The sequence below is a fragment of the Teichococcus vastitatis genome (assembly GCF_003604215.1).
Taxonomy (GTDB): Bacteria; Pseudomonadota; Alphaproteobacteria; order Acetobacterales; family Acetobacteraceae; genus Pseudoroseomonas; species Pseudoroseomonas vastitatis.
On the sequence record NZ_QXGS01000007.1, the window covers coordinates 38,507 to 63,731 of the forward strand.

General features: G+C 72.3%; 22 protein-coding genes. 9 read left to right on the forward strand and 13 right to left on the reverse strand.

The genetic code is table 11. The features are described 5' to 3' along the window. Nucleotides 1-29: 29 nt before the first annotated feature. The 6 genes from lptG to cysQ form a co-directional block, all read right to left on the reverse strand. Nucleotides 30-1,145 (reverse strand): LPS export ABC transporter permease LptG, encoded by a 1,116-nt coding sequence (lptG, locus tag D2K64_RS11620; protein ID WP_120008532.1) that lies wholly within the window; start codon nucleotides 1,143-1,145, stop codon nucleotides 30-32. A 4-nt stretch (nucleotides 1,146-1,149) separates the two neighbouring features. Further along, a complete protein-coding gene (gene lptF / locus D2K64_RS11625) occupies nucleotides 1,150-2,289 on the reverse strand; it encodes an LPS export ABC transporter permease LptF (protein WP_120008533.1) in 1,140 nt (379 codons plus the stop codon). Nucleotides 2,290-2,396: 107 nt separating this feature from the next. Further along, the gene (locus D2K64_RS11630) at nucleotides 2,397-3,134 is read right to left on the reverse strand and encodes a trypsin-like peptidase domain-containing protein (protein WP_120008534.1); all 738 of its coding nucleotides are present in this window, start codon (nucleotides 3,132-3,134) and stop codon (nucleotides 2,397-2,399) included. 46 nt (nucleotides 3,135-3,180) lie between these two features. After that, on the reverse strand, nucleotides 3,181-4,293 hold the full coding sequence (locus D2K64_RS11635) for a glycosyltransferase family protein (RefSeq protein WP_120008636.1): 1,113 nt from the start codon (nucleotides 4,291-4,293) through the stop codon (nucleotides 3,181-3,183). Next, entirely contained in the window at nucleotides 4,286-5,272 is a 987-nt protein-coding gene (locus tag D2K64_RS11640; protein WP_120008535.1) for an L-threonylcarbamoyladenylate synthase, read from the reverse strand. Before D2K64_RS11640 ends, D2K64_RS11635 begins: the two co-directional genes overlap by 8 nt. 7 nt (nucleotides 5,273-5,279) lie before the next feature. Further along, entirely contained in the window at nucleotides 5,280-6,044 is a 765-nt protein-coding gene (gene cysQ / locus D2K64_RS11645; RefSeq protein WP_120008536.1) for a 3'(2'),5'-bisphosphate nucleotidase CysQ, read from the reverse strand. A 173-nt stretch (nucleotides 6,045-6,217) separates the two neighbouring features. Here cysQ and D2K64_RS11650 point away from each other — a divergent pair, with 173 nt between their 5' ends. Genes D2K64_RS11650 through D2K64_RS11660 form a run of 3 tightly spaced genes read left to right on the forward strand, consistent with a single transcriptional unit; the run spans nucleotide 6,218 to nucleotide 9,474 of the window. Then, on the forward strand, nucleotides 6,218-7,699 hold the full coding sequence (locus D2K64_RS11650; protein ID WP_120008537.1) for a leucyl aminopeptidase: 1,482 nt from the start codon (nucleotides 6,218-6,220) through the stop codon (nucleotides 7,697-7,699). Between the two features lie 9 nt (nucleotides 7,700-7,708). Continuing rightward, the gene (locus D2K64_RS11655) at nucleotides 7,709-9,028 is read left to right on the forward strand and encodes a leucyl aminopeptidase family protein (protein WP_120008538.1); all 1,320 of its coding nucleotides are present in this window, start codon (nucleotides 7,709-7,711) and stop codon (nucleotides 9,026-9,028) included. After that, nucleotides 9,025-9,474, forward strand: coding sequence for a DNA polymerase III subunit chi (locus D2K64_RS11660; RefSeq protein WP_120008539.1), 450 nt, complete (start codon nucleotides 9,025-9,027; stop codon nucleotides 9,472-9,474). The genes D2K64_RS11655 and D2K64_RS11660 overlap by 4 nt, the downstream gene beginning before the upstream one ends. Nucleotides 9,475-9,669: 195 nt before the next feature. Here D2K64_RS11660 and D2K64_RS11665 read toward each other — a convergent pair whose 3' ends face one another. Continuing rightward, the gene (locus tag D2K64_RS11665; protein WP_238384149.1) at nucleotides 9,670-10,464 is read right to left on the reverse strand and encodes a creatininase family protein; all 795 of its coding nucleotides are present in this window, start codon (nucleotides 10,462-10,464) and stop codon (nucleotides 9,670-9,672) included. Between the two features lie 175 nt (nucleotides 10,465-10,639). Here D2K64_RS11665 and D2K64_RS11670 point away from each other — a divergent pair, with 175 nt between their 5' ends. Together D2K64_RS11670 and D2K64_RS11675 are read left to right on the forward strand one after the other, a co-directional pair. Next, nucleotides 10,640-11,629: a Bug family tripartite tricarboxylate transporter substrate binding protein gene (locus tag D2K64_RS11670; RefSeq protein WP_120008540.1), complete on the forward strand. Its 990-nt coding sequence runs from the start codon at nucleotides 10,640-10,642 to the stop codon at nucleotides 11,627-11,629. A gap of 13 nt (nucleotides 11,630-11,642) precedes the next feature. Continuing rightward, a complete protein-coding gene (locus D2K64_RS11675) occupies nucleotides 11,643-12,644 on the forward strand; it encodes a D-2-hydroxyacid dehydrogenase (RefSeq protein WP_120008541.1) in 1,002 nt (333 codons plus the stop codon). 42 nt (nucleotides 12,645-12,686) lie between these two features. Here D2K64_RS11675 and D2K64_RS11680 read toward each other — a convergent pair whose 3' ends face one another. The 6 genes from D2K64_RS11680 to D2K64_RS11705 all read right to left on the reverse strand — a co-directional run bounded on the left by D2K64_RS11680 (nucleotide 12,687) and on the right by D2K64_RS11705 (nucleotide 20,374). Further along, entirely contained in the window at nucleotides 12,687-14,165 is a 1,479-nt protein-coding gene (locus D2K64_RS11680; protein ID WP_120008542.1) for a phospholipase D family protein, read from the reverse strand. Then, a complete protein-coding gene (locus D2K64_RS11685) occupies nucleotides 14,162-15,073 on the reverse strand; it encodes an endonuclease/exonuclease/phosphatase family protein (protein WP_120008543.1) in 912 nt (303 codons plus the stop codon). Before D2K64_RS11685 ends, D2K64_RS11680 begins: the two co-directional genes overlap by 4 nt. 159 nt (nucleotides 15,074-15,232) lie before the next feature. Further along, nucleotides 15,233-16,198, reverse strand: coding sequence for a signal recognition particle-docking protein FtsY (gene ftsY / locus D2K64_RS26445; protein ID WP_306418943.1), 966 nt, complete (start codon nucleotides 16,196-16,198; stop codon nucleotides 15,233-15,235). 672 nt (nucleotides 16,199-16,870) lie between these two features. After that, nucleotides 16,871-18,154: a tRNA (N(6)-L-threonylcarbamoyladenosine(37)-C(2))-methylthiotransferase MtaB gene (gene mtaB / locus D2K64_RS11695; protein ID WP_120008544.1), complete on the reverse strand. Its 1,284-nt coding sequence runs from the start codon at nucleotides 18,152-18,154 to the stop codon at nucleotides 16,871-16,873. Then, nucleotides 18,151-19,032 (reverse strand): diaminopimelate epimerase, encoded by an 882-nt coding sequence (dapF, locus tag D2K64_RS11700; protein WP_202910639.1) that lies wholly within the window; start codon nucleotides 19,030-19,032, stop codon nucleotides 18,151-18,153. The genes mtaB and dapF overlap by 4 nt, the downstream gene beginning before the upstream one ends. A 43-nt stretch (nucleotides 19,033-19,075) precedes the next feature. Continuing rightward, nucleotides 19,076-20,374 carry a serine hydrolase domain-containing protein gene (locus D2K64_RS11705; RefSeq protein WP_120008545.1) on the reverse strand — a complete coding sequence of 433 codons (1,299 nt, stop codon included), beginning with the start codon at nucleotides 20,372-20,374 and terminating at the stop codon, nucleotides 19,076-19,078. Nucleotides 20,375-20,908: 534 nt separating this feature from the next. Here D2K64_RS11705 and rpmI point away from each other — a divergent pair. The 4 genes from rpmI to pheT all read left to right on the forward strand — a co-directional run bounded on the left by rpmI (nucleotide 20,909) and on the right by pheT (nucleotide 25,192). Further along, entirely contained in the window at nucleotides 20,909-21,115 is a 207-nt protein-coding gene (gene rpmI / locus D2K64_RS11710) for a 50S ribosomal protein L35 (protein WP_120008546.1), read from the forward strand. A 15-nt stretch (nucleotides 21,116-21,130) separates the two neighbouring features. After that, nucleotides 21,131-21,502: a 50S ribosomal protein L20 gene (gene rplT, locus D2K64_RS11715; protein WP_120008547.1), complete on the forward strand. Its 372-nt coding sequence runs from the start codon at nucleotides 21,131-21,133 to the stop codon at nucleotides 21,500-21,502. Nucleotides 21,503-21,619: 117 nt separating this feature from the next. After that, the gene (gene pheS, locus D2K64_RS11720) at nucleotides 21,620-22,702 is read left to right on the forward strand and encodes a phenylalanine--tRNA ligase subunit alpha (protein WP_120008640.1); all 1,083 of its coding nucleotides are present in this window, start codon (nucleotides 21,620-21,622) and stop codon (nucleotides 22,700-22,702) included. A gap of 3 nt (nucleotides 22,703-22,705) precedes the next feature. Next, complete coding sequence (gene pheT, locus D2K64_RS11725) at nucleotides 22,706-25,192, forward strand: phenylalanine--tRNA ligase subunit beta (RefSeq protein WP_120008548.1); 2,487 nt, start codon at nucleotides 22,706-22,708, stop codon at nucleotides 25,190-25,192. Nucleotides 25,193-25,225 lie beyond the last annotated feature (33 nt).

A 25,225-nucleotide genomic window follows, 5' to 3' on the forward strand; every position in this document is an offset into this window, starting at 1 on the left:
AGCTCGGCCTTTTGCGATGCGTCCCCGGCTCAGCCATCCTCGACGTAGAGCAGCAGCGTCAGGGCGAACATCAGCCCGGCGACGGAGGGCGCCCAGGCGGCCAGCACCACCGGCAGGGTGCCGGCCTGGCCCAGCTCCTCCACCACCTTGTCGAGCAGAAACAAGGAAAAGCCGCCGGCAACGCCGGCCCCCAGCATCTGCGCCACGCCGCCGCGCCGCGAATGCCGCATGGAGAAGCCGGCGGCCAGCAGCGCCATGGCCACCGCCAGCAGCGGCGTGGACAACAGCGACTCGAAGTGCAGCCGGTGCCGCACCGCCGAGAAGCCGGCGCTTTCCAGCACCTTGATGAAGCCCGGCAAGGCCCAGAAGGACAGCGTGTCGGGCGAGGCGAAGCTTTCCTCGATCCGGTCGGCCGTCAGGGTGGTGGGCAGCCGCAGCGCATCCGGCGCGGTGGGCGGGCGGTTGGTGACGTAGGTGATGGCCCCGCTCAGCTCCCAGGCGCCCGAGGCCAGCCGCGCCACCGGCGCCTCCACCCGCGCCAGCGGGCGATCCTGCGCCGAGAGCCGCCACAGCGAGGCGTTGCGCAGCACGAAGCCCTGCCCCGGCGCCAGCTCCGGCACGCCGGCCAGGATAGCGACGCCGCCCGGCTCCAGCGTGTCGTCGGCCTGCCGCAGCCAGAGGCGGCCGCCGGCCAGGGAGCTAAGGCCGGTGGCATTGCGCAGATAGGTGGCGTCCATCCGCTCGGCGCGGGCGAACATCGCCGCCGACAGCGGCGACACCACGGTGATGGCGAGGGTGCCCAGCAGCAGCGCCACGAGGATCGGGCCGAACAGGAAGCTCCAGGCGGACACGCCCGCCGCCCGCGCCACCACCAGCTCCGAGGCGCGCGACAGCCGCCAGAAAGCCACAATGCCGCCCAGCAGGATGCCAAAGGGCAGGATCTGCATCACCACATAGGGCAGGCGCAGCGCCGCGATGCTGGCCACCAGGGTGAAGCCGGCATCCTCGCGCGTAGCGGCGCGGCGCAGCAGCTCGATGAAGTCGAACAGGGCGACCAGGGCGGCCAGCGCCAGGATCATGGCCACCGCCATGCCGGCAAAGCGGCGGGCGATGTAGAGCGACAGGGTGGTGGAGAAGACCGGCACGGCGTCAGCGTCCTTCCGCCGGCAGCGGCCGCCGGCGCGGCAGGCCGGGCTGGCCCGACAACACCCAGGCGGAGGCCAGGATCGGCAGCAGCGCGTGCAGCCAGATCAGGGGAATGAAGCGGTTGTCGCGCGCCGCCAGATTGCCCACCGACAGGCCGATCGCGAGCAGGCTGACCACGATGGCCACGCCGATCACCGCCGGCCGCCAGTCGCCATAGCGGCGAAAGCCGCTGGCCAGCGCCACCGCCAGCCCGACCATGGCGAAGGACAGGGCGGTGAAGGGCGAGGCGAGGCGGCCATGCCCTTCGGCGCGGAACTTCGTGATGTCGCGTTCCGGCAGGTTCTCGGCCGGGTCGGGGTGCAGCAGCTCGGGCACGAAGCGCTCCCGCGAATCGCGGTTGCGCACCGCTTCCGGCCCGCTGCGGTTGGAATCCGCGAGGTCCAGGCTATTCTCGGCGAAGGACAGGGTGGAGAAGCGGGCCGGGCGGCCATCTGCCGCCGGCTCCAGCTGCTGGCGCACGCCGTTCAGCAGGATCACCCGCGGGCCGGCCGGGGTGGTCAGCAGCCGGCCCTGCTCGGCCATGATGGTGACCGGAACGGCGGGCTCGCGGGTGTCATGCACCAGGATGCCGCGCAGCGTGCCGTCGCCGTCGCGCCGCCGGGCATAAACGGTGAGGTCGTCGCCCAGGGCGGAGAACACGCCTTCCTGCAGCAGCACGGCCGCCATCTGGTTGCGGATCTCGAACTGCCAGGCGCGGAAGGCGGCGTGGCTGACCGGCACCAGCCAGAGCTGCAGGAACAGGCACAGGGCGGTGGCCAGCGCGGCAACGGCGAGCGCCGGCCGGGCCAGTCGCCAGTCGGACAGGCCAGCGGCGCGCATCACCACCAGCTCCCGGTCCGCGGTCAGCCGGACATAGGTGAACAACAGCACCACGAAGGTGGTGATCGGCAGGATCACCGCGAAGAAGGAGGGCAGCAGCAGCCCGGTCAGCTCGATGAACACGGCCAGGGACAGGCCACGATCCAGCACCAGCTCGATGAAGCGCAGGCTCTGCGTCAGCCAGACCAGGGCGGCGAGGCCGATGGTCACGGCCAGCAGGGCGACGCCGAGCTGGCGGAACAGGTATCGGTCGAGACGGGTCATGCGGGCCGGAAACGATCCTCTGGCAGGGCGGGCAGGGGCGCGGCCGGGCCGGCGCTGCGCTGCATGTAGGCCCCCGCGCCCCGGCCGCCAAGCCGAGCCCCGTCCGGCTACTCGCCGAGAAAGGCGCGCAGCACCGGCGCCGGCACGAAGCGGGTGCGCCAGATCCCGTCCCGCTCCTGCCGGTGGCTGACCAGCCCGGCCAGGCAGGCACCGGCCACGTCGACCACGGCGCCGCCGGATTCGCCCGGCTCCAGCCGCAGCGGCAGCTCGGCATAGCCGCCATGCAGGGGGCTGGCCTCGCGCACCAGCGCCGCGATCTCGGTCACGGTGCGGCGGCGCGGGGTTTCCACCATCACCCGCTGGCCCGGCCGCGGCGCCGTGGCGCAGAGCGGCAGGGCGGGCGCGCCCGGCGGCAGCGGGCCGGTGCGCAGCAGCGCCACGTCGCGCCCGCCGACATAAAAGGTGCCGATACCGGCGGCGAGGTCGGCCTGCCCGGTGCGCAGCACCTCGGCCGGCCATTCCCGCCCGGCGAAGCTCAGTGAGGCGGGGCCGGGGCTGCGGTCCAGGTCAACACCGGCATGTCTGCCGGAGGGGGGGGCGCAGCCATGCAGCAGCGCCTGGGTGCCGTCCACGAGGTGCGCAGCGGTGAGAAAGCGCTGCCGGCCGATATGCACGGCGACGCCGCTGGAGCGGCAGTTCGGCGCGGTGCCGGCGCTGACGGCGGCCAGGCTGTCGCGTTCCTGCGGCCATTCGGGCACGGCGCAGGCGGCCAGCAGCAGCGCGCCCGCCAGGGCAGCCGCCGGGCGGCGCGGTGGGCAGGCGGAATGGCGGGCGAGGCGGCGCATGGCGCTATCCTGACGCGGCACGCGGCCCGGCGCAGCCGGAATCCGATCACTTCATGAAGAAGCTCTTGCAGCGCGCTTCCCGCCCGCGCAGCAGGCTGGTGCGGATGTGGCGCACCGTGCTCTTGCCGACATTGCGCTCGTAATAGCCCTCGTCATCCGGCAGGCGGTCCATCAGCAGGCGCCACAGATCCATGACGTCCTGCCGCGTGGCCGGCCGGTCGGGGTTGAACAGGCGCTGGCGCATCGCCTCCAGCTCGGACCCGAAGCGTTCCGCGCGGAAGCGCGCGTGATGCGCCCGCTTCGCGGCGATGAGGCCGTCCAGCAGGGCCGCCGTCAGCCGTGGCGGCTCGGCCGGCCATTGCGTCGCGTAATCCATGGCATCGAAGCCGTGGCGCTGGAAATTGGCCTCGCGGAAGGACTGGCCCTGCTTGCCGATGTAGCGGGCATAGCAGACATCGGTGTTGACGCGGCCGAAGCCCAGATCGGCCGCCGCCATGGTCTTGGCCACGTCCTGCGAGGATTGGGCGCTGGCCACTGCCTTGTCCAGGTAGCATTCCACCAGGCGAAGATGCGGCCGCGCCTGGTAGTCGGTTTCGTTCCAGATCGCGTGGAACGGGGCCAGCCAGGGCTGCATGGCCCGCCAGCAGTTCCGCGTCAGGCCGAAGCCCCAATGGTGTTCCAGCGGAATGAAGCCGGGCTTCGCCGGGTCGGCGGCCTGCCGGTGGTTGCCATAGGCGGCGAAGTAGCCGAGGCGCGGATGTTCGGGCAGCTGCGCCCGGATCGCTTCCAGCATGGCCAGGTAGTGCGGGCCGAGCTCCAGATCCTCCTCGAAGAAATAGCCGACCTCGGCCCCAAGCCGCTCGAACGCCAGCGATTCGCCGCGGTGCAGGTTCAGCGCGATGCCGAGGTTGCGCGGCGCGGCATGGACCTTGCCCTGCGGAAACTCGGCCTGGAAGGCGGCGATGTTGGCGGCGATCGCCTCGTCCTCGGCGAAGCGCATGCCGGAGCAGGGCGACACGGCGCCGTCCTGCATCAGGTGGATGTTGCGCGGGTCCAGTGCCACGCCCTGCTGCGCCTTCAGCGACCGGCACAACCGTTCCAGGTATTCCGGCCGGTTGAAGGCGAAGATGACGATCGGCGGCAGGGCGGTGTCAGCCATGCGGGTGGCGCTCCGGGCGCGGTGCGGCGGCGCGGCCGAGCCGGTCACGGATGGCGGCGCCGAGGCCATCCTCCGGCACCGGCATGGCGGCGATGGCGGCGAGGCCCCGGCGCTGCCCCTCCGCATCCAGCCAGCGCAGCCCGGCGAACAGGCGGGACGCCGCCTCCACCGTGTCGCCGCTTTCACTGAGCTGGAACACCAGGCCGGCGCCGGGCAGGGCCGGGCCGAAGGCCAGCAGGGCCTCGCTGCCCTTCGCCGTGACGGCATCCAGCCGCACCGGCAGGCCGGGGGCGTAGTGCGAGCTCATCATCCCCGGCGCCTTCAGCCCGCCCGGCGCCTCGGCCACTGCCGCGGGCCGGCCGATCGGGCCGAGCAGCGCCGCCAGCGCCGCCTCGGGCACGCCGCCGGGGCGCAGCAGCACGGGCGTCGCGCCGGTCAGGTCCAGCACCGTGCTTTCCACGCCCACGGCGCAGGGGCCGCCATCCAGCACCGCGGCGATCCGTCCTTCCAGCCCGTCCAGCACATGCCCCGCGGTGGTGGGCGACACGGCGCCGGAGCGGTTGGCCGAGGGCGCCGCCACCGGCACCCCGGCTTCCGCCAGCAGCGCCCGCGCCAGCGGGTGCGCCGGCACCCGCACCGCGAGCGATGGCAGCCCGGCGCCGGTCAGCAGGTCGATGGTGGCGTCCGGCGCGCGGGGCAGCACCAGGGTCAGCGGCCCGGGCCAGAAGCGGTCCGCCACCGCGCGGGCACGCGCATCGGCGGCCACCTCGCGAAACGCGGCCCCGGCCGAGGCGAAGTGGCTGATCAGCGGGTTGAAGGAAGGCCGGCCCTTGGCGGCGTAGATGGCGGCCACCGCGCGCGGGTTCCGCGCATCGCCGCCCAGGCCGTACACCGTCTCGGTGGGAAAGGCGACCAGCTCCCCGGCCCGCAGCAGGGCGGCGGCGCGCGGCAGCTCGGCGGGCGGCAGGCGGGTGGTCATGGCGCGGTCAGGCGGCGCCGCGGCACAGAAAGGGCGGGTTCTCCCACAGCGGCTTGCCGTAGCCGAGCGGCGCGCCGTCGAAGGTGGTGCAGCGGCCGCCGGCCGCCAGCAGCACCGCCTCGGGCGCCGCGGTGTCCCATTCCATGGTGCGGCCGAAGCGCGGATACACGTCGCCCACGCCTTCGGCCAGGCGGCAGAACTTCACCGCCGAGCCGATCTTGACGATCTCGGCCACCTTCTGCTCGCCCAGGAACTCGGTCAGGCGCGGGTCGTCGCCGTAATGCCGGCTGGCCATCACCGTGAGCCCCTCGGCCGGCACGCGGCGGGCCGCGATCGGGCGCTCCGTGCCGTCGGCGTTCCGCTTCCAGGCGCCGACGCCGATAATGCCGGTGAACAACTCGCCATAGGCCGGGATGGCGACGGCGCCGAGCACCGGGCGGCCGCGATCCACCAGGCCGATGTTCACGGTGAACTCGGCGCGGCCGGCGGCGAATTCGCGCGTGCCGTCCAGCGGGTCCACCAGCCAGTAGCGCTCGGCATCGGTGGTCACCTCGCTGACCGAGCATTCTTCCTCCGCCACCACCGGAATGCCCGGCGCCGCGGCGCGCAGCCCTTCGGCGATGATCGCCTCGGCCAGCCGGTCGGCGGCGGTGACGGGGCTCATGTCGTCCTTGCGCTCCACCGCGAAGCCGGCATCGCGCACGGACAGGATGGCGGCGGCGGCGCTCTGGGCGAGGCGGGCGGCGAGGGCGAGGAGTTCGGCATCGGTCATCGTGCGCAGGGGTGTAGCACCCCGGGCCGCGCATCGCCGCATCCGCGGCAAAAAAACCCCGATCCGGCGCCTCCCCTGGCGATCCCGGCTGCGGGTGGTATCGTTTCGCCATTCGGCCCTTCGCCACGTATCCGCCGGGGGGTTTCGCTGGCGCCGCAGCTCTGGAGTTCCGCATGCCCGACATTCATTTCGTGAAACCCGCCCTGCCCCGGGCCGGCGCGCTGGTGCTGCCGCTCGCGGAGGGCTTCACCCTGTCCGGCCTGGCGCAGCAGATCAACGAGGCCACCGGCGGCGCGGTGCAGCGCGGGCTGGAGGCGGCAGGCTTCAAGGGCAAGAAGGGACAGAGCTGCACCCTGTGGGCTCCCGGCGGCGGCAAGGACCACCTGTCGCGCATCGTCGCGGTGGGGCTGGGTGCCACCCCGGACGCCGCCTCCGCCGAGGCAGCCGGCGGCGCCACCTACCCGCTGCTCGCGGCCGAGCCGGAGGTGCTGGTGGCGGCCGACGGGCTGAATGCCGCGCTGACCGCCAGCTACGCCTTCGGCGCCACGCTGCGCGGCTACCGCTTCGACAAGTACCGCACCAAGGAAGGCGCCGACGACAAGCCGAAGCTGACCCGCCTGTCCCTGGCGACGCCGGAGCCGGAGGCGGCGCGGGCCGCGCACGCGCCGCTGGCGGCCATCGCCAAGGGTGTGTTCCTGGCGCGCGACCTGGTCAGCGAGCCGCCCAACGTGCTGCACCCGACCGAGATGGCCAACCGCTGCAAGGCGCTGGAAAAGCTCGGCGTCTCGGTGGAGATCCTGGAGCCCGTGGCGCTGGCGAAGCTCGGCTTCGGCGCGCTGCTCGGCGTGGCCATGGGCAGCGCGCAGGAGCCGCGGGTGGTGGTGATGCAATGGAAGGGCGGCGCCGAGGGCGCGGCGCCGGTGTCCTTCATCGGCAAGGGCGTCACCTTCGACACCGGCGGCATCTCGATCAAGCCGGCGGCCGGCATGGAGGACATGAAGTTCGACATGGCCGGCGCCGGCGCGGTGATCGGACTGATGGCGGCGCTGGCCGGGCGCAAGGCCCGCGTCAACGCGGTGGGCGTGGTCGGCTTGACCGAGAACATGCCCTCCGGCACCGCGCAGCGCCCGGGCGACGTGGTGAAGTCGCTGTCCGGCCAGACCATCGAGGTGATCAACACCGACGCCGAGGGCCGGCTCGTGCTGGCCGATGTGCTCTGGTACACGCGGGAACGCTTCAAGCCGCGCTTCATGGTGGACCTTGCCACCCTGACCGGCGCCATCATCGTGGCGCTGGGGCATGAGCATGCCGGGCTCTTCGCCAATGACGACACGCTGGCGCAGCAGCTGGCCGCCGCCGGCGGCGCGACGGGCGAGGCGCTGTGGCGCATGCCGCTGGGCGATGCCTATGACAAGAAGATCAAGTCCGACATCGCCGACATGAAGAATGTCGGCGGCCGGCCGGGCGGCTCGATCACCGCGGCGCAGTTCATCCAGCGCTTCATCGACACGCGGGACGGGCACGTCGCCTGGGCGCACCTCGACATCGCCGGCACCGCCTGGGCCACCAAGGATTTCGCCACGGTGCCGAAGGGCGCCACGGGCTTCGGCGTGCGGCTGCTCGACCGGCTGGTGGCCGAGCATTACGAGGACTGACCGGCCCTGATGCGGCTGCGGCTGCGGCACAGCCTGGACCCCAGGGCCGCCGCGCGGTTGCGCATCTTGCCCGATCCCGCCTTGCCGGATGGCGCGTTGCGCTGGTGGGACGGGATGTTGCGCATCGGCGGCGCAGCCACCGAGCGCGCCGGCGCCGCCGCCCTGGCGGCGCTGCCGGATGGCACGCGGCGCGCCGTGCTGGATGCCCGCGAACTCTCGGCGGAAGCCGCGGTGGCCATGGCCACCGGCTTGGCGCTGCGCGCGCCGCGTGGCTTCCGGCTGGACCTCTGGCACGGGAACCCGCAGGCGTTGGCGACGCCCTGGCAACGGGCCTGCGCGGTGCTGAAGGGCGTGGCCCTGGCGCAGCGGCTGGTGGCCATGCCCGCCAATGCGCTGACGCCGCGAACCTTCGCCCGCCGCCTGAAGCGGCTGGAACGGCACGGCATCGCGGTGCAGGTGCTGAGGCCGAAGCAGTTGCGCCAGGCCGGCTTCGGGGCCCTGCTGGCGGTGGGGCAGGGCGCGGCCAACAAGCCCCGCCTGGTTGTGCTGCGCTGGGCGGGTCGCATCCCGGTGGCGCCGCTGGTGCTGGTGGGCGAGGGCATCACCTTCGACACGGGCGGGCTGTCGCTGAAGCGCGGGCCCGGCATGGAGGCGATGGGCGGGGACATGGCCGGCGCCGCCGCCTGTGCCGGTGCGATGCTGGCGGCGGCGCTGCGCAACAGCCCGGCGCCGCTGGCTGCCGTGCTGCCGCTGGCCGAGAACAGCCCCGGCGCCGCCGCCTACCGCCCCGGCGATGTGATCACCACCCTGTCCGGCCGGACGGTGGAGGTGGTGGACACCGATGCCGAGGGGCGGCTGGTGCTGGCCGATGCGCTGAACTACGCCGTGCGCGCCTTCCGCCCCGAGGCGGTGGTGGACCTGGCGACGCTGACCGGCGCCGCCATCACCGCGCTGGGCCATGAGCGGGCGGCGATCTTCACCAATGATCCGCCCCTGGCGGCGATGCTCTGCGCCGCCGGGGAGGCGGTGGGCGAGCGGCTGTGGCCGTTGCCGGTAACGGAAGCCGCCAACGAGGCGCTGCGCAGCGACATCGCCGACCTGCGGCAATGCTCGCCGGAGCGGCACCAGCCCGATGCCAGCCACGCCGCCGCCTTTCTGCAGCAATTCCTGGGGCCGCGTCCGCCGGCCTGGGCGCATCTGGACATCGCCGGCACGATCGGCGAGGAGGCCCGCTCGGAGGATGCGCCGCTGACCGTGCCCGGTGGATTCGGCGTCCGCCTGCTGGACATGCTGATCGTCCGCCGCTTCGAGGACCCGCACCGGATATGAGCGAGATCGGCTTCTATCACCTGACCCGCACGCCGCTGGAAGCGGCGCTGCCGAAGCTGCTCGGCCGCGTGCTGGCGCAGGGCGGGCGGGCGGTGGTGCAACTGGGCGACCCGGCGCGGCTCGACGCCCTGGATGCCGCGCTCTGGCTGTGCCAGGACCCGGACTGGCTGCCGCACGGCTCGGCCCGCGGCATCGGCCATCCCACCCTGCAGCCGATCTGGCTGACGGCTGAGGACGAGGCGCCCAACGGTGCCCGGTTCCTGTTTCTGGTGGAGGGTGCCGCCAGCACCCGCCTGCAAGCCTTTGACCGGGTCTTCGACCTGTTCGATGGCGGCGACGAGGCAGCGGTGCAGGCGGCGCGGCAACGCTGGTCCGCGGCCCGCGCCGCCGGCCATGGCCTGGCCTACTGGCAGCAGGAAGAGCGAGGCTGGACGCGAAAGGCCTGAGGCAGATGCCGGCCCATCATCCTCAAGGTTAAGTTCATGTTCGCAGGGGAAAAACGCCGGGATTTGCGCGGATTTCCGTTGCAGGAAAAAGCGCCTTCCTGCTACAAATGGCCTCGTTCACGGGATCGTGAGCATCTCTCCAGTGGCATTCCTCCTTGAACTCGACCGCCTCCCTTGACGGGAGGCGGGCCTTTTTCATCGCGGTGCCCACACCGCCGCGGGCACCTGCCACAGACCGGTATTGCCCATCGCCTCCGCCAGGGCGTCCGACACCACCTCCAGCAGCCTGGCACCCTTCTCGGCCGTGGCGGCGCGCGGATCCCCCATCACCCCCGTGCCCGGTGCCCGCTCGGCAAAGGACCAGAACCGGCTGAAGGGGCCGGGCACGCTGGTCGGCGGCCCGGACAGCGCGTTCGCCACCGCCTCCTGCCGCACCTGGCCGGGATCGAGATGCAGCCAGAAGCTGGTTTCCGCCTCGCAGGCATGCATGACGCCTGGCTGAGTGTCGAGCAGCGCGCCCAGCTTCTCGCCGGCGACGTGGAACACCGTGGCGGCGACCACCGGCATGGCGAATTCGACGCCTAGCTCCCGCGCGGCAACGGCCAGCGGGTCAATGTTGCCACCGTGGCTGTTCACCAGGAACAACCGCTTGAAGCCCTGCGCCTTGAGCGAGCGGCAGATGCAGGTCAGCACGGCGCGGAAGGCGGCGTAGTCCAGCGTGATGGTGCCGCCGAAGGGCAGGTGGTGCTCCGACATTCCGGTCCACATCGGCGGCAACACCACCACGGGCCGCGCCGCGCTGGCCTTGCGCGCCGCCATCAGGCAGCAGGCATGGCCGATCAGGCTGTCGGTCCAGACCGGCAGGTGCGGGCCATGCTGCTCCAGCGACGCCACCGGCAGCACCACCAGCGCGTCCCGCTCGGCCAGGTTATGCAGTTCGGGCGCCGTCAGGCGTTCCCACCGTACGGCGTCCTCGGGCAGCAGAGTCATCGGTATCTCCCACGGGGCTTCGGCATCGATGGCCGAGCCAACCATGCCGCGCCGGCCGCGCCAAGGCGGAGCACAATCTCCCTTTCACACTTGTCGTATTGCCTGATGAATTATCCGGGTCTAGGTTTCGACCAAGCAACGGCGGGAACAAGCAACCCGCAGGAGGAACGGACCGATGCAACGACGCAGTCTGCTGTGCGCCACCCTGGCGGCGCCCCTGCTTTCCCCGCTGGCTGCTCCCGCGGTGCGGGCCCAGGGCAAGGCTCCCGGCTTCACCCATGTGGTGCGCCTGATCGTGCCGAACGCGCCCGGCGGCACCAGCGACATCCTCGCCCGGCTGATGGCGCCCGAACTGTCGAAGGCTTTCGGCCAGAACGTGGTGGTGGAGAACCGCGCCGGTGCCGGCGGCAACATCGGCGCCGACGCGGTGGCCAAGGCCGATCCGGACGGCCACACCCTGGCGCTGCTGGATCTGTCCGTGCTGGCGATCAATCCGTCGCTGTTTCCGAAGATCCCGTTCGACGCCAAGAAGGATCTGGCGCCGGTCTCCATGGTGATCTACGCGCCCTACATCCTGGCGGTGAAGAACGCCCTGGCGGTGAACAGCGCGGCCGAGCTGCAGGCCTATGCCAAGGCGCATCCGGGCGAGTTGAACGCCGCCAATTCCGGCACCGGCACCGCCAGCCACCTGGTGCAGGTGGCGCTGGCCGAGCAGTGGAAGGCGCCCTTCACCCATGTGCCGTATCGCGGCGGCGCGCCGGGCCTGACTGCCCTGGTGACCGGCGAGGCCGACATGACCGTGGTGGGCGCCACCCAGGCGCTGCCCTACGTCATGAACAAGCAGATGAAGGCCATCGCCGTCACCGGGGCGGAACGCTTCAAGACGCTGCCCGATGTCCCGACCTTCCGGGAAATGGGCTGGAGCAACCCGGATGCCGGTACCTGGCAGGGCATCATCACCACTGGCGGCACGCCGCCTGCCATGATCGGGCGTATCTCGGCCACGGTGAAGGAGGTGCTGGCCCAGCCCGCCATTGCCTCCCGCATCGCCGAGCTGGGCGGGCAGCCGCGCCCCGAAGGACCGGACAGCATGCGCGCCTGGCTGGACCGCGAAACCGAGAATTACGGCCGTCTGATCCGCGACAACAACATCAAGCCGGACTGAGGAGCGCGACGGCATGAGCCAGGGCCAGCCCCGCCTGCATGTGCAGCTGGCGGTCAGCGCCGGCTCCGCCCTGCGCAACGCCTTCACCCGGGAGGCGGTGCTGGAGGCGGCGGACGGCCATCCCGGCGTGCTGGACGGCGTGTCGCTCGGCTTCAGCGACACCGGTCCGGCGCTGGAGGCGGCGCTGCCCGGGGCCGACATCCTGGTGCTCACCGGCCAGGCCGGCCTGGCCGGCCTGGCCCTGCGGGCGCCCCGGCTGCGCTGGCTGCACCACACCTCCGCGGGGGTGGAGTGGCTGTTGCGGGAAAGCCTGCCGCCGGAGCTGCTGCTGACCAATGCCAGCGGCACCCATTCGCCCAAGACGGCCGAGTTCGCGCTGCTCTGTGCGCTGATGCTCAGCAACAACATGCCGGCGCTGTTCACGGCGCAGCGGGCGCATCGCTGGGACCCACGCCCGAGCCCCACCGTGGCGGGACGCACGGCGCTGGTGCTGGGCCTGGGCGGTCTGGGCGGCGCCGCGGCGGCGGCGCTCGAGGCCGCGGGACTGACGGTGATCGGCGTCAGCCGCTCCGGCCGGCCGCATCCCGCGGTGGCGGAGAGCCATCCGATCGCCGAGTTGCCGGCGCTGTTGCCGCGCGCCGACATCCTGCTGATCACCCTGCCGCTGACCGCCGAAACCCGGAACCTGATCGGCGCGCGCGAGCTGGACCTGATGCCGCGCGGCAGCGGCGTGGTGAATATCGGCCGCGGCCCCCTGCTGGACCATGACGCGCTGGCGGCCCGGCTGCGGGATGGCCGCCTGGGCGGGGCGGTGCTGGATGCCCTGCCGGACGAGCCCTTGCCAGGGGATTCGCCGCTCTGGGACGTACCCAACCTGATCATCACGCCGCATTGCGGCCTGTACGACCCGACGGCCTATGCCCGCCGCTGCCTCGACGGCTTCTTTGCCAATCTGCGGCGCTTCAAGGCCGGAGCGCCGCTGCAACAGCTGGTGGACCCGGCGCGCGGCTACTGACCCGCGCCGGCCGATGCGAAGCCCCTGTCAGGGCTATGCCTGTCAGAGCTGCGCCTCGATCGGCAGCCATCGCACCAGCCGTGCCATGGCGCGGCGCGGCCAGGCGGCCTCCGGCTCATGCGGCGTGGTGCCGGTGGCGTCGGTCCAGCGCAGCCGGCCGGCTGGTGTGCGGCTGACGCGATAGGAGCGGCGCGGATCCACCAGGCGCCGGTATTCGCGGGCCAGCTGCTCGGCCAGGCCCGGATGCCGGGCAAAGGCCCCCATCTCGGTGTTCAGGTTGGCTGAGCGCGGGTCCAGGTTGAAGGAGCCGACAAACACCAGCTCGCCATCCAGCATCATCGCCTTGGTGTGCAGGCTGGCGCCGCGCGAGCCGAACACGCCCCTGCCGTTCGAGCCCATGCGCTTCAGCTCGAACAGCGCGACGCCCAGCTCCAGCAGGCGGGGGCGGTAGCGGGAATAGCCGCTATGCACCGCCACCACGTCGGTGGCGGCCAGGGAGTTGGTGACCACGGTGACCTCCACCCCGCGCCGCACCAGCGTCTCGATCAGCGCCATGCCCTCCCGCCCGGGCACGAAATAGGGCGAGATCAGCACCGCCTCGCGCTGCGTTTCGCGCAGCCGGCTGAGGATGGCGGGGGCCATGCCGGCGCGGTGCGCGCGGCCCTTCGCCTTGGCCGGCGGATCGGACATCACCCGCACCGTGTCGGCGGCCGGCAGCAGGCGGTGGTTCTGGCCCAGCAGCACCGCCCGCTTGGCGGCCAGTGCCTTCAAATAAGGACGCGCCTTGTCGGAATCGGGAATCGCGTCCAGCCCGGCGCGGAAGGCGGCCAGGGCCTCGGTGCTGAGGCCCGCCGCGACGCGGAACCGCTCCACCGGACGCGCCAGGGAGGAGGCCCAGTAGCTGTCGAACACCGCCTGGGCCTGGCCGGTGGCCGCGCCGGCGATCAGCAGGTCGAGGTCGCGGAAGTTGAAATCGCCGGCGCCGTCGAAATAGGCGTCGGCGATGTTGCGGCCCCCCACCAGCGCCAGCCGGCCATCCACCACCCAGTTCTTGTTGTGCATGCGGTGGTTCAGGTGCCAGCCGCCGAGGGCGAATTCCACCGCCAGCCCGAACTGCCCCAGCCAGCGCAGCCGCGCGGTGTTGAACAGCCGCACCTCGATGCGCGGATGTGCCGACAACAGGGCGATGCGGCGCTCCACCCCCAGCACGTAGCTGTCGTCCAGCAGCATGCGCACCCGCACCCCGCGGTCGGCGGCGGCCAGCACCTCGCGCGCCAGCAGGCCTCCGGTGATGTCGTCCGACCAGCGGTAATACTGCACGTCCAGCGTGCGCCCGGCGATGCGGGCGCTGTGGGCGCGCAACATGAAGGCTTCGAGCCCGGCGGGCAGCAGCGTCACCCCGGTGGTGGAGCCTGCCTCGTCCAGCAGCCGGTTCAGCGCCTCGTCCATGGCACTGGCCGGAGCGGTTCCACCGACCGTCACGGGCGATGGTGGGGCGCAGGGCACCAGGGCCTGGCTCATGCCGCCTCCGCGACGTTCTCGCCCGCCGCCGCCTGCGCAAGGCTGAGCTGCGCCTTCAGGGGCAGGTGGTCGGAAGCGATGCGGGCGAGCGGCGTGTCATGCGCCCGCACCTCCCGCACCAGCCCGTGCGGCCAGCCCAGGATGCGATCCAGCGCGAACACCGGCATGCGCGACGGGAAGCTGGGCGGGCCGAAGGACACGCCGCCGAACAGTGATTCGAGCGGCCGCAGCGAGGAGCGGCGGCCGGGGCGCCATTCGTTGAGGTCGCCCAGCATCAGGGTCGGCATGGTGGGGCCGCGGCCGATCGCCTCCAGGATGGCGGCGGATTGCCGCATCCGGCAGCGCTTCAGCAGGCCGAAATGCGCCGCCACCACGCGCAGGCGGCCGCCGGGCAACTCCATCTCCACCAGCACGGCGCCGCGCGGCTCGGCCCCCGGCAGGCTCAGGCGGTGGATCTGCAGCGCCGTGCCCTGGCGGACCAACAGCGCGTTGCCGTGCCAGCCATGGCCGTCCGGCAGGCGGGACACCTGCACCATCTGCAGGCCGCAATCGCGCAGCGCCGCCGTGTCGAGCAGGCCGGTGCGCCGGCCGAAGCGGCGATCCGCCTCCTGCACGGCGAGGATGTCGGGCGAGATCTCCCCGATCACCTGGGCGATGCGCGAGGGATCGAAGCGGCGGTCGGTGCCCACGCATTTGTGCACGTTGTAGGACGCCACGGTGATCTCGGGCCCCGTGGTCGGCGGCAGCGGAACCGAGGGCAGGACCGGCACGCCGTGCCGGTCGCGCAGCGCGGCCAGGCTGCCGGCGAGGTTGCGGGCCAGCCCGGTGCCGAACAGCTTCTGCGTCCTGGCGCGCGGGGAGCGACCGGCCCTGCCCCGGGCGCCCTGCTCGGCGTCGGGGGGGGTCATGCTAGGCTCCGGAACAACACGCCAGATCTCGCTCCTTTGGAAGGATCGCGGCTGGAGCGCCGCTATCCATAAAAAGAAACCTAGGAAAGCGGGAGCGGGTTTCCAAGCGCCGGGACAGGCATGCGCCGCCCCGCGATGCGCTGGCCGCGCAGCCCGCCGCTACAGCCCGAGCAGCGAGCGGGCGAAATCCCGCGCCGAGAAGGGGCGGAGGTCGGCAGCCTTCTCGCCGACACCGACGGCGTGCACCGGCAGGCCGAATTCCTGCGCCAGCGCCACCACGATGCCGCCCTTGGCCGAGCCGTCCAGCTTGGTGACCACCAATCCGGTCACATGGACCATCTCGGCGAACACCTTGCATTGCTGGGTGGCGTTCTGGCCGGTGGTGGCGTCCAGCACCAGCAGCACGGAATGCGGCGCCGTCGCATCGAGGCGCTGCATCACCCGCACCACCTTGCGCAGCTCCTCCATCAGGGCGGCCTTGTTGTGCAGCCGCCCGGCGGTGTCGACCAGCAGCACCTCGGTGCCGCGGGCCTCGGCCTGCTTCAGCGCGTCGAAGGCCAGGCCGGCGGCATCGGCACCCTGCTTGGCCGGCGCCACCACGTCGCAGCCGGTGCGGCTGCCCCAGATCTGCAGCTGCTCCACCGCCGCCGCGCGAAAGGTGTCGCCGGCGACAAAGGTGACGGAGCGGCCCTGTTCGCGGAATTGCTGGCCGAGCTTGGCGATGGTGGTGGTCTTACCGGTGCCGTTGACGCCCACCACTAGCACCACATGCGGGCGCCTGGCGTCATCCAGCACCAGGGGCTGCGCCACCGGCTCCAGGATGGCGGCGATCTCGGCCGCCAGGGCTTCCTTCACCTCGGTGTCGGTGACCTCGCGGCCGAAGCGGCTGCGGCGGAAATTCTCGACAATGCGCCCCGCGGCCGCGACGCCGAGATCGGCGGTGATCAGCGCCTCCTCCAGCTCCTCCAGCGCCGCATCGTCGAGGCGCCGCTTGGTGAACAGGCCGGTGATGTTGCCGGTCAGCCGCGCGGTGGAGCGGGACAGCCCGGCGCGCAGCCGGCCGAACCAGCCGCCGCGCTCCTCGGCCGGGGCATCAGAGGTCTCGGTGACCGGCTCGCCCGGCAGCAAGGCGGTCAGGGCGGGCGGCAGGTCCGCCGCCTCGGGCGGCGGCACCTCGGGTTCGGCCGGGAGTGGCGGGGTTTCCGGCCGGGGCGGCTGCGGGGGAAGTTCCGGTGGCGTGGAAGCGGGAGGCAGTTCCCGCGGCGTTGTCTGCCAGCCCGGCGGCGAGGGCTGCGGCACAGGCGGGGGCGCCGGCAGCTCGGCCGGCGCGGCGGTTGGAAGCTCGAGCGGTGGCGCGGAGGGCGGAAGATCCGCCGGCACCGGTTGCCCGGTCAGCGGCCCCTCGCCAGGTCGCGGCGGGGGCGGGATCTCGGTCGGCACCTGCGGCAGGTCGCCGGGTGGGGGCGCGGGTGGCAAGCCGTCCCGCGTCAGTTCGAAGAGCGGCGGTGAACGGGTTTCGGGCGGCGCCACCGTATCATGCACATCGGACCGCACGGCCGCTGGAGGCGCCGGGGCCGGGTCGGGGCTGCGCGTCTCGGCCGGGGCGGGCGCCATGGCGGCCGGCTGGCTTTGCAGCGGCGGCGCCTCATCGGCCGGGGGCTCGGCAGAAACGGACTCGCCCGGGGGGGACTCGGCGTCCGGGATGGCGAAGGGCGCTTCCTCGGCCGGGGAGGGCGTCGGCTCGGCCGGCTTCTCGCGGCCGGTCAGCTTGGCCCAGAGGTCACGCAGCGCCATGCGTCAGGCCACCTCGGCCAGCAGGCCGCGCGCATCGGCGCCAAGCACCCTGGCCTGCAGAACGGCACCATGCCGGGCTTCGCCGCGAACCAGCCGCAACGGTGCGAAATGCTCGGTGTGGCCGCGATCGGGGGCTTCCATCAGCACGGTTTCCTTTTGCCCCTGACGGGCCTGTTCGAGGCGGGTTTGGTAGAAGTGTTCCGCCGCCGCCGTGCCGGCCGCCCGCAGCCGGGCCGCCCGTTCGCGCCGCAGCGGCACCGGCAGTTGCGGCATCCGCGCCGCCGGGGTGCCGGGCCGCTCGGAATACGGGAAGACGTGCAGGAAGTGCAGCCCTGCCTCGGTCACGAAATCCAGCATGGCGGCGAAATGCGCCTCGGTTTCGGTGGGAAAGCCGGCGATCAGGTCGGCGCCGAGGGCGATGCCGGGGCGCAGGGTGCGGGCCCGCGCGGCCGCCGCCAGCGCCCCGGCGCGCGAATGGCGGCGCTTCATGCGCTTCAGCATCAGGTCGTCGCCATGCTGCAGCGACAGGTGCAGGTGCGGCATCAGCCGCGGCTCCTCGGCGAGGAGGCGCCACAGCTCCTCATCGATGGCGGCCGGGTCGAGCGAGGACAGCCGCAGCCGCGGCAGTTCCGGCACCAGCGCCAGCAGCCGCCGCACCGCCTGGCCGAGGCTCGGCCGGCCGGGCAGGTCGGGTCCGAAGGAGGCGATGTCCACCCCCGTCAGCACCACCTCCCGGTAGCCGGCGGCGACGGCGGCGCGCGCCTGCTCGACGACGGCGCCGAGCGGCACGGACCGGGACGGGCCGCGCCCGAAGGGGATGACGCAGAAGGTGCAGCGGTGGTCGCAGCCCTGCTGCACCTGCAGGAAGGCCCGCGCACGGCCGGCGAATTCAGTGACCAGGTGCGCCGCCGCCTGCCGCGCCGCCATCACGTCGCTGACCGGGGCGGGCGGCGCCGCGGCATTCCACGCCTCGGGCGTCAGCTTGTCGGCATTGCCGATGACCCGGGACACGCCGGGCAGGGCGGCCCATTCGGCGGGGCGCAGCTGCGCCGCGCAGCCGGTGACCAGGATGGGGGTGCCGGGATTGTCGCGCGCGGCGCGGCGGATCGCCTTGCGCGCCTGGCGCTCGGCCTCGGCGGTGACGGCGCAGGTATTGACCAGTAGCGCCTCGGCATGGCCGCCGCGCCGGGCCAGGTCGCGCATGGCGACGCTTTCGGAGGTGTTGAGGCGGCAGCCGAAGCTCAGCACCCGGAGCGGGCCCTGGTCCAGCGCCTCGGATCCGCTCATGCCGGGAAGCTGTCGGGGTCGATCTGGCCCAGAAAGGCCGTGGCCACCGGACCGGTCATCAGCACCGCGCCATCCAGCCGCCATTCCAGCTCCAGCACGCCGCCGGGCAGCTCGACGCGGGCGCGGCGGATGGCCAGCCCCCGCCGGTGCGCGTTCACCAGCGTGGCGCAGGCGCCGGAGCCGCAGGCCAGCGTCGGGCCGGCGCCGCGCTCCCAGATGGCGACGCGAAGATGATCCGGCGCCACCACCTGGGCGAAGCCAATATTGGCGCGGTCGGGAAACAACGGATGCTGCTCCAGCTGCGGCCCCAGCGCCCGCCAGTCCAGCGCATCCAGGTCGTCCACGAAGAAGGTCGCGTGCGGGTTGCCCATGGAGCAGGCGGCCGGATCGGCCACCGGGCCGAGCGCCAGCGGCAGGTGAGCGGTATCCATCGCCTCGGCCAGCGGCACATCCTCCCAGCCGAAGCGGGGATGGCCCATGTCGACGCGGATGCGGCCGCCGGGCAGCCGCTCGCCCGGCAGCTCGCCGCTCACCGTGCGGACCGTCACGGCGTCGCGCCCGGTTTCGGCCATCAGCAGGGAGGCGACGCAGCGCGTGGCGTTGCCGCAGGCCCCGGCCTCGGAGCCGTCGGGATTGTGGATGCGCATGAACACGTCGGCGCCGGCGGCGGCCGGCTCCAGCGTGATGAACTGGTCGCAGCCGATGCCACGGTGGCGGTCGGCGATGGCGGCGATGCGGGCGGGGCTCAGCGGCAGGGCGCCGTGGCGGCCATCCACCACCACGAAGTCGTTGCCGAGGCCGTGCATCTTGCGAAAGGGGATCAACACGCGCGGCAATATAGGTAGGGAGGGGCGGGGGCGGAACCCGGCACCGCGCATGCCGGGCATCCGGCCCCGCCACCGGTTCCGCGGCGTCCGGGGATCAGGGCAGGGTGCCGTACACCGCCTCGCGCACCGCATTGGCCGCGGGACCGCCATTCACCGCCGTCTGGGTCATCACCACCGTGACGATGCGGTTCGCCGGATCGACGAAGAAGCCGGTGCCGTAGATGCCGCCCCAGCCATAGGTTCCAGCGCCCTGTCGGGTCTTGGCCGCCACCGGATCGATCAGCACCGCGACGCCGTAGCCGAAATCATAGCCGGCGCCTCGCAGGTCCACGGACATGCCGCCGGTTTGCGGCCGGGTCATCTCCGCCACCGTCTCCGGCTTCAGGATGCGCACCCCTTCCAGCTCGCCGCCATTCAGCAGCATGCGGGCGAAGCGGGCATAATCGGCGATGGTGGAGGAGGCGCCGGCGCCACCAGAGGGATAGGCGGCATCGCTGAAGGCGCGGTTCGGATCGGCGGTCCAGCGGCCGCCGGTGGACGGATAGGGCACCACCTGCGGGCTCGCCATCGGCCGCAGCTCGCCGGACGGGCGCGGATACATCGCCGTCACCATGCGCGGCAGCGCCGCCTCGGGCACGCGGAAGCTGAAGCTGGTCATCCGCAGCGGACCACTGATGTGGTTTGCCACATAGGCGTCCAGCGGCAATCCGCTGACGCGGGTGACCAGCGCGCCGAGCACGTCGGTGGCCAGCGAATAATGCCACGCGCTGCCGGGCTGCAGGGCCAGAGGCGCCCGGGCGAGCCGGCGCATGTTGTCGCCGAGGCGCCGACGCGACTCGGCCAGCCCATCATCCACGCCGAGCCGGCGATAGGCCTCCACCACGCCCGGGCGGTTGAGAAAGGTGTAGGAGAAGCCGGCCGTGTGGCGCAGCAGGTCGCGCACGGTGGGCTGGCGCTGCGCCGGCACGGTGCGGCCGCCGGGGTTCGCATCGGGCGCCAGCACGCGCAGCGTGCCGAATTCCGGCAGCCACCGGCCGATCGGGTCGTCCAGCCCGATCCGATCCTGTTCCACCAATTGCAGCACCGCCACCGAGGTCACCGGCTTGGTCATGCTGGCCAGGCGGAACATGCTGTCCGGCCCCAGCGTCCCGGGGCTGCCGGGCCGCAACGGCCCGGCATTGCCGCTGTAGAGCACTTCGCCGTCCTGGCGGACCACCAGCGCGGCGATGGCGGCGACCTTGCCGCTGTCCACCTGTTGCCGCAGCACCGCGTCCAGCACGGCCTGGCGGGAGGGCGGCGGGAGGGCTTCCGGCGCGGCGCAGGATGCCAGCGCCAGCATGAAGGGCAGCAGCGTGGCCGCGATCCGGCGGTGAATGGCGACAGGTAATGTCATTCTGGCTTCCGCAGGGAATGGATTGGCGGCAGCGAGGCTGGACCTCACCCGGCGATTCCTCAAGCGGCCATGCGTATCGCCCGGCCGTTCTGCTTCACCCGATCAGCGGCGGCCTCCAACTCCGCTGCGAACGTCTTCGCAGCATTCCGCGGAACCCGCGCAGTTTGTTTCGGGGCCCCACGACGTTTGGGCAACGTGATCGGTTGCTCTCTCCGGCGCTGAACAACCGGCTTTTCTGGTTCGTGCCGTATCCGGCTGCACCGCCTTGGCGGCAGGCTGGTTTTTCCCCAACGAGGGCCATGATCCCTTTCGTGCGGATCAGTCGGCGGCCGCGCTGGCAACTGGCCTGGGCCTGCAGGGTGATGAGCTGACCCGGTGGGACGGAAGGGGGCGGTGCGCGGCGCTTGATGCCTCACGGAACCTCGGCTATAGGCCCGCCTTCTTTCCGCGCGTCCGGGCCTGTAGGGCATGCCCGGCCGCGGTTCCGTGCCCGCGCCTCCAAAGGCCGGGCACTTCCGTGTTCAGGAGATCCAAATGCCCAAGATGAAGACGAAGTCGAGCGTGAAGAAGCGCTTCCGGCTGACGGCCTCCGGCCTGGTGAAGGCCGGCGTCGGCAACAAGCGCCACATGCTGACCGCCAAGACCAACAAGATGAAGCGGCAGAACCGCGGGACCTTCGTGCTGGACAAGCAGGATGGCGACACGGTGAAGCAGTGGATGCCCTACGGTTCGGCCCGGTAAGGAAGGATCTGAACCATGGCACGTGTGAAGCGCGGCGTTACCGCCCATGCCCGTCACAAGAAGGTCCTCAAGCTCGCCAAGGGCTATGTGGGCCGTTCCTCCACCGGCTACCGTCCCGCTCTGGAGCGGGTCGAGAAGGCGCTGCAATACGCCTATCGCGACCGCCGCAACAAAAAGCGTGAGTTCCGCAGCCTGTGGATCCAGCGCATCAACGCCGCCGTGCGCGAGCATGGTCTGACCTACTCGAAGTTCATCGCCGGCCTGAAGGCGGCGAACATCGAGCTGGACCGCAAGGTGCTGGCCGCCATCGCCTTCGATGACGCCACCTCCTTTGGCGCCCTGGTCGAGAAGGCCAAGGCGGCGCTGCCGGCCGACGCCGCAGCGTGATCTGGGCGGCCCGCAGGGGTCGCTGAGGAACAGAGCCGCCTCCGTCCGGGTCCCTTGTTCAAGGGCCCGGGCGTCAGGCGGCTTTTTTCGTATCCGGGTTTCGATGGGACCGAGAGCATGACGGATGACCTTGCCGGGCTGCAGGCCGAGACCGAGGCGGCGCTGGCGGCGGCCGGCGACCTGCGCGCGCTGGACGCGGTGCGCGTCGCGACGCTGGGCAAGAGCGGCCGCGTCACCGCGCTGCTGAAAGGGCTGGGCGCCGTACCGGCCGAGCAGCGCAAGGAGCGCGGCGCGGCAGTGAACCATTTGAAGGGCGTGCTGGAAGCGGCGATCGAGAGCCGCCGCGTGGCACTCGACGCCGCCGCGCTGGAAGCGCGCCTCGCCGCCGAGCGGCTGGACGTGTCGCTGCCACCGCGCCCCTTCGCCCCGACCGGCCCCGAGAGCGGTGCGCTGCACCCGATCACCCGCACCGTCGAGGAACTGACCGCCATCTTCGGCGCCATGGGCTTCGGCGTGGCGGAAGGCCCGGATATCGAGGGCGACTGGTTCAATTTCGGCGCCCTGAACATTCCCGACCATCATCCGGCGCGGCAGGACCACGACACCTTCTACGTTCCCGCCGGCGCGGATGGCCGCCGCCCCGTGCTGCGCACCCACACCTCACCCGTGCAGATCCGCACCATGCTGGGGCAGGAGCCGCCGATCCGCGTTATCGTGCCCGGCCGCACCTGGCGGGCCGACCACGACGCCACGCACAGCCCGATGTTCCACCAGGTGGAAGGGCTGGTGATCGACCGCGGCATCACGCTGGCGCATCTGAAGGGCTGCCTGATCGACTTCCTGCGGGCCTTCTTCGACATCCGCGACCTGCCGGTCCGGTTCCGCGCCTCCTACTTTCCGTTCACCGAGCCCTCCATGGAGGTGGATATCGGCTGGAACCGGAAGACCGGCGAGCTGGGGAAAGGCGGCGACTGGCTGGAGATCCTGGGCTCCGGCATGGTCCACCCCCGGGTGCTGGCCAATTGCGGCATCGACCCGCGCGAGTGGCAGGGCTTTGCCTTCGGCATGGGCATCGAGCGCATCACCATGCTGAAGCACGGCATTCCCGACCTGCGCCCGTTCTATGACAGCGACATCCGCTGGCTGCGCCATTACGGCGCCCCCGTGCTGTCCCCCGCCACGCTGGCCGAAGGCGTCTGAGCGATGAAGTTTTCCTTGAGCTGGCTGAAGCGGCACCTCGAGACCGAGGCGCCGCTGGAGGAGATCCTCGGCGCGCTGAACAGCATCGGGCTGGAGGTCGAGGGCGTCGAGGACCGCGGCGCCGCGCTGGCGCCGTTCCGCATCGCCCGGGTGGTCGAGGCGGCGCAGCACCCCAATGCCGACCGGCTGCGCGCCCTGACGGTGGATGACGGCTCCGGCACGCTGCTCTCCGTGGTGTGCGGCGCGCCCAATGCGCGGACCGGCATGAAGGGCGTGCTGGGCCTGCCCGGCGCCTTTGTTCCCGGCACCGGCATCACGCTGAAGGTGGGCGAGATCCGCGGCGTGAAGAGCGAGGGCATGATGTGCTCGACGCGCGAGCTCGGCCTCGGCGACGACCACGAGGGCATCATCGACCTGCCGGACGACGCGCCGGTGGGCGTGCCCTATGTCACCTGGGCCGGGCTCGACGATCCGGTGGTGGAAATCTCCATCACGCCGAACCGCGGCGACGCGCTGGCGATCCGCGGCATCGCGCGCGACCTCGCCGCCGCCGGGCTCGGCACGCTGAAGCCTTTCGCGCCGGACAAGGTGCCGGGGGTGTATCCCTCGCCGCTGCGCTGGGTGGTGGAGGACGCGGAAGCCTGCCCCTGGGTGCTGGGCCGCGCGGTGCGCGGGCTGCGCAACGGTGCCTCGCCGAAATGGCTGCAGGACCGGCTGGTGGCCATCGGCCAGCGGCCGATCAACGCGCTGGTTGATATCACCAATTTCTTCACCTACGACCTTGGCCGCCCGCTGCACGTGTTCGACGCGAAAAAGGTGACCGGCGACACGCTGTTCCTGCGCCACGGCCGCACCGGCGAGAGCTATCTGGCGCTGAACGGCAAGCAGATCGCCGTGACGCCGGAGGATCTCGTGATCGCCGACAGCGCGGCGGTGGAATCGCTCGCCGGCATCATGGGCGGCGAGCAATCCGGCTCGGACGAGAACACCACGGAAGTGTTCATCGAATGCGCGCTGTTCGACCCGGTGCGCATCGCGCTGTCCGGCCGGCGGCACGAGCTGCGCTCCGACGCGCGCCAGCGCTTCGAGCGCGGCATCGATCCCGCCCTGCTGCCGGACGCGCTGGAAGCGGCGACCGCGATGGTGATCGAACTGTGCGGCGGCGAGGCATCGGAGATCACCGGGGCTGGCGCCGAGCCGGCCTGGCAGCGCCAGGCCAGCCTGCGCTTCGAGCGCATCGCCGGCCTGGGCGGCGCCGACGTGGCGCCCGATGCGGCGGTGGGCATCCTGGAGCGGCTCGGCTTCGGCGTGGTGGCGCGCGACGCGGAGAAGGTGACGGTGTCCGTGCCGTCCTGGCGCAACGACGTCGCCGGGTCGGGCGCGCTGGCCCAGGCGCCCGGCCTGCCGGCCGACCGCGCGCGCGCCGCCGCCGAGGGCTGCGCGGCGGTGGAACCGGAATGCGACCTGCTGGAAGAGGTGCTGCGCATCACCGGGCTGAACCGCATTCCCCCCGCCTCGCTGCCGGTGTCCTCGCCCGTGCCGCCGCCGTCGCTGACGCCGAAGCAGGCGCGCGCCGCGCTGGCCCGCCGGACGCTGGCGGCGCGCGGCATGCTGGACTGCGTGTCCTTCGGCTTCCTGGACCACAAGGTGGCGGCCTTGTTCGGCGACACGCCGGACGCCCTGCGGCTGGAGAACCCGATCGCCGCCGACCTGGACCAGATGCGGCCGACCGCGGTGGCCAGCCTGGCGCTGGCGGCGGCCCGCAACATCGCCCGCGGCTATCCGGATCTGGCGCTGAGCGAGTTGGGCGCCGCGTATCGCGGCATCGCGCCGGAAGGCCAGCTGGCGGTCGCCGCCGGGCTGCGCACCGGCGAGACGCCGCGCCACTGGGCGGTGCCGGCCCGCGCCGTGGACGCCATGGACGCCAAGGGCGACGCGCTGGCGGTGCTGCTGGCGCTGGGCGTGCCGATGGCGGCCCTGTCCGTCACGGCGGACGCGCCCGAAGCCGTTCCGATGGGCTTCTACCATCCCGGCCGTTCGGGCGTGGTGCGGCAGGGGCCGCGGACGGTGCTGGCGACCTTTGGCGAGCTTCACCCGAAGCTGCGCGAGGCCCTCAGCCTGACGGGTCCCGCCGTGGCCTTTGAGGTGTTCCTGGATGCCATTCCCGAGCCGAAGCGCCGCAAGAAATCGGCGCCCGATCTGCCGGCCTTCCAGCCGCTGCGGCGCGATTTCGCCTTCCTGGTGGATGCCGCCGTTCCGGCGGAAAACCTCGCCCGCGCCGCGCGCGGCGCCGACCGGGCGCTGATCACCGAGGTGGCGCTGTTCGACCGCTATGCCGGCGACAGGCTGCCGGAAGGCAAGGTGTCGCTGGCGCTGGAGGTGACGCTGCAGCCGCGCGAGCGCAGCCTGACCGATGCGGAGATCGAGGCGGTGGCGGCGAAGATCGTCGCCGCCGTGGGCAAGGCGACCGGCGCGACGCTGCGCGGGTGATGCCGGGGGCGGAGGGGATCAACGCTCCCTTCG

Bases quoted from the DNA above. Each gene is read 5' to 3' on its own strand.
- D2K64_RS11640 (WP_120008535.1), bottom strand. From the start codon at position 5,272: ATGACCACCCGCCTGCCGCCCGCCGAGCTGCCGCGCGCCGCCGCCCTG.
- mtaB (WP_120008544.1), bottom strand. From the start codon at position 18,154: ATGAGCGGATCCGAGGCGCTGGACCAGGGCCCGCTCCGGGTGCTGAGC.
- D2K64_RS11685 (WP_120008543.1), bottom strand. From the start codon at position 15,073: ATGACCCCCCCCGACGCCGAGCAGGGCGCCCGGGGCAGGGCCGGTCGC.
- lptF (WP_120008533.1), bottom strand. From the start codon at position 2,289: ATGACCCGTCTCGACCGATACCTGTTCCGCCAGCTCGGCGTCGCCCTG.
- D2K64_RS11675 (WP_120008541.1), top strand. From the start codon at position 11,643: ATGAGCCAGGGCCAGCCCCGCCTGCATGTGCAGCTGGCGGTCAGCGCC.
- pheS (WP_120008640.1), top strand. From the start codon at position 21,620: ATGACGGATGACCTTGCCGGGCTGCAGGCCGAGACCGAGGCGGCGCTG.
- D2K64_RS11670 (WP_120008540.1), top strand. From the start codon at position 10,640: ATGCAACGACGCAGTCTGCTGTGCGCCACCCTGGCGGCGCCCCTGCTT.
- D2K64_RS11660 (WP_120008539.1), top strand. From the start codon at position 9,025: ATGAGCGAGATCGGCTTCTATCACCTGACCCGCACGCCGCTGGAAGCG.
- rplT (WP_120008547.1), top strand. From the start codon at position 21,131: ATGGCACGTGTGAAGCGCGGCGTTACCGCCCATGCCCGTCACAAGAAG.
- D2K64_RS11705 (WP_120008545.1), bottom strand. From the start codon at position 20,374: ATGACATTACCTGTCGCCATTCACCGCCGGATCGCGGCCACGCTGCTG.
- D2K64_RS11635 (WP_120008636.1), bottom strand. From the start codon at position 4,293: ATGGCTGACACCGCCCTGCCGCCGATCGTCATCTTCGCCTTCAACCGG.
- rpmI (WP_120008546.1), top strand. From the start codon at position 20,909: ATGCCCAAGATGAAGACGAAGTCGAGCGTGAAGAAGCGCTTCCGGCTG.
- D2K64_RS11655 (WP_120008538.1), top strand. From the start codon at position 7,709: ATGCGGCTGCGGCTGCGGCACAGCCTGGACCCCAGGGCCGCCGCGCGG.
- dapF (WP_202910639.1), bottom strand. From the start codon at position 19,032: ATGCGCGGTGCCGGGTTCCGCCCCCGCCCCTCCCTACCTATATTGCCG.
- pheT (WP_120008548.1), top strand. From the start codon at position 22,706: ATGAAGTTTTCCTTGAGCTGGCTGAAGCGGCACCTCGAGACCGAGGCG.
- cysQ (WP_120008536.1), bottom strand. From the start codon at position 6,044: ATGACCGATGCCGAACTCCTCGCCCTCGCCGCCCGCCTCGCCCAGAGC.
- D2K64_RS11630 (WP_120008534.1), bottom strand. From the start codon at position 3,134: ATGCGCCGCCTCGCCCGCCATTCCGCCTGCCCACCGCGCCGCCCGGCG.
- D2K64_RS11650 (WP_120008537.1), top strand. From the start codon at position 6,218: ATGCCCGACATTCATTTCGTGAAACCCGCCCTGCCCCGGGCCGGCGCG.
- D2K64_RS11680 (WP_120008542.1), bottom strand. From the start codon at position 14,165: ATGAGCCAGGCCCTGGTGCCCTGCGCCCCACCATCGCCCGTGACGGTC.
- D2K64_RS11665 (WP_238384149.1), bottom strand. From the start codon at position 10,464: ATGACTCTGCTGCCCGAGGACGCCGTACGGTGGGAACGCCTGACGGCG.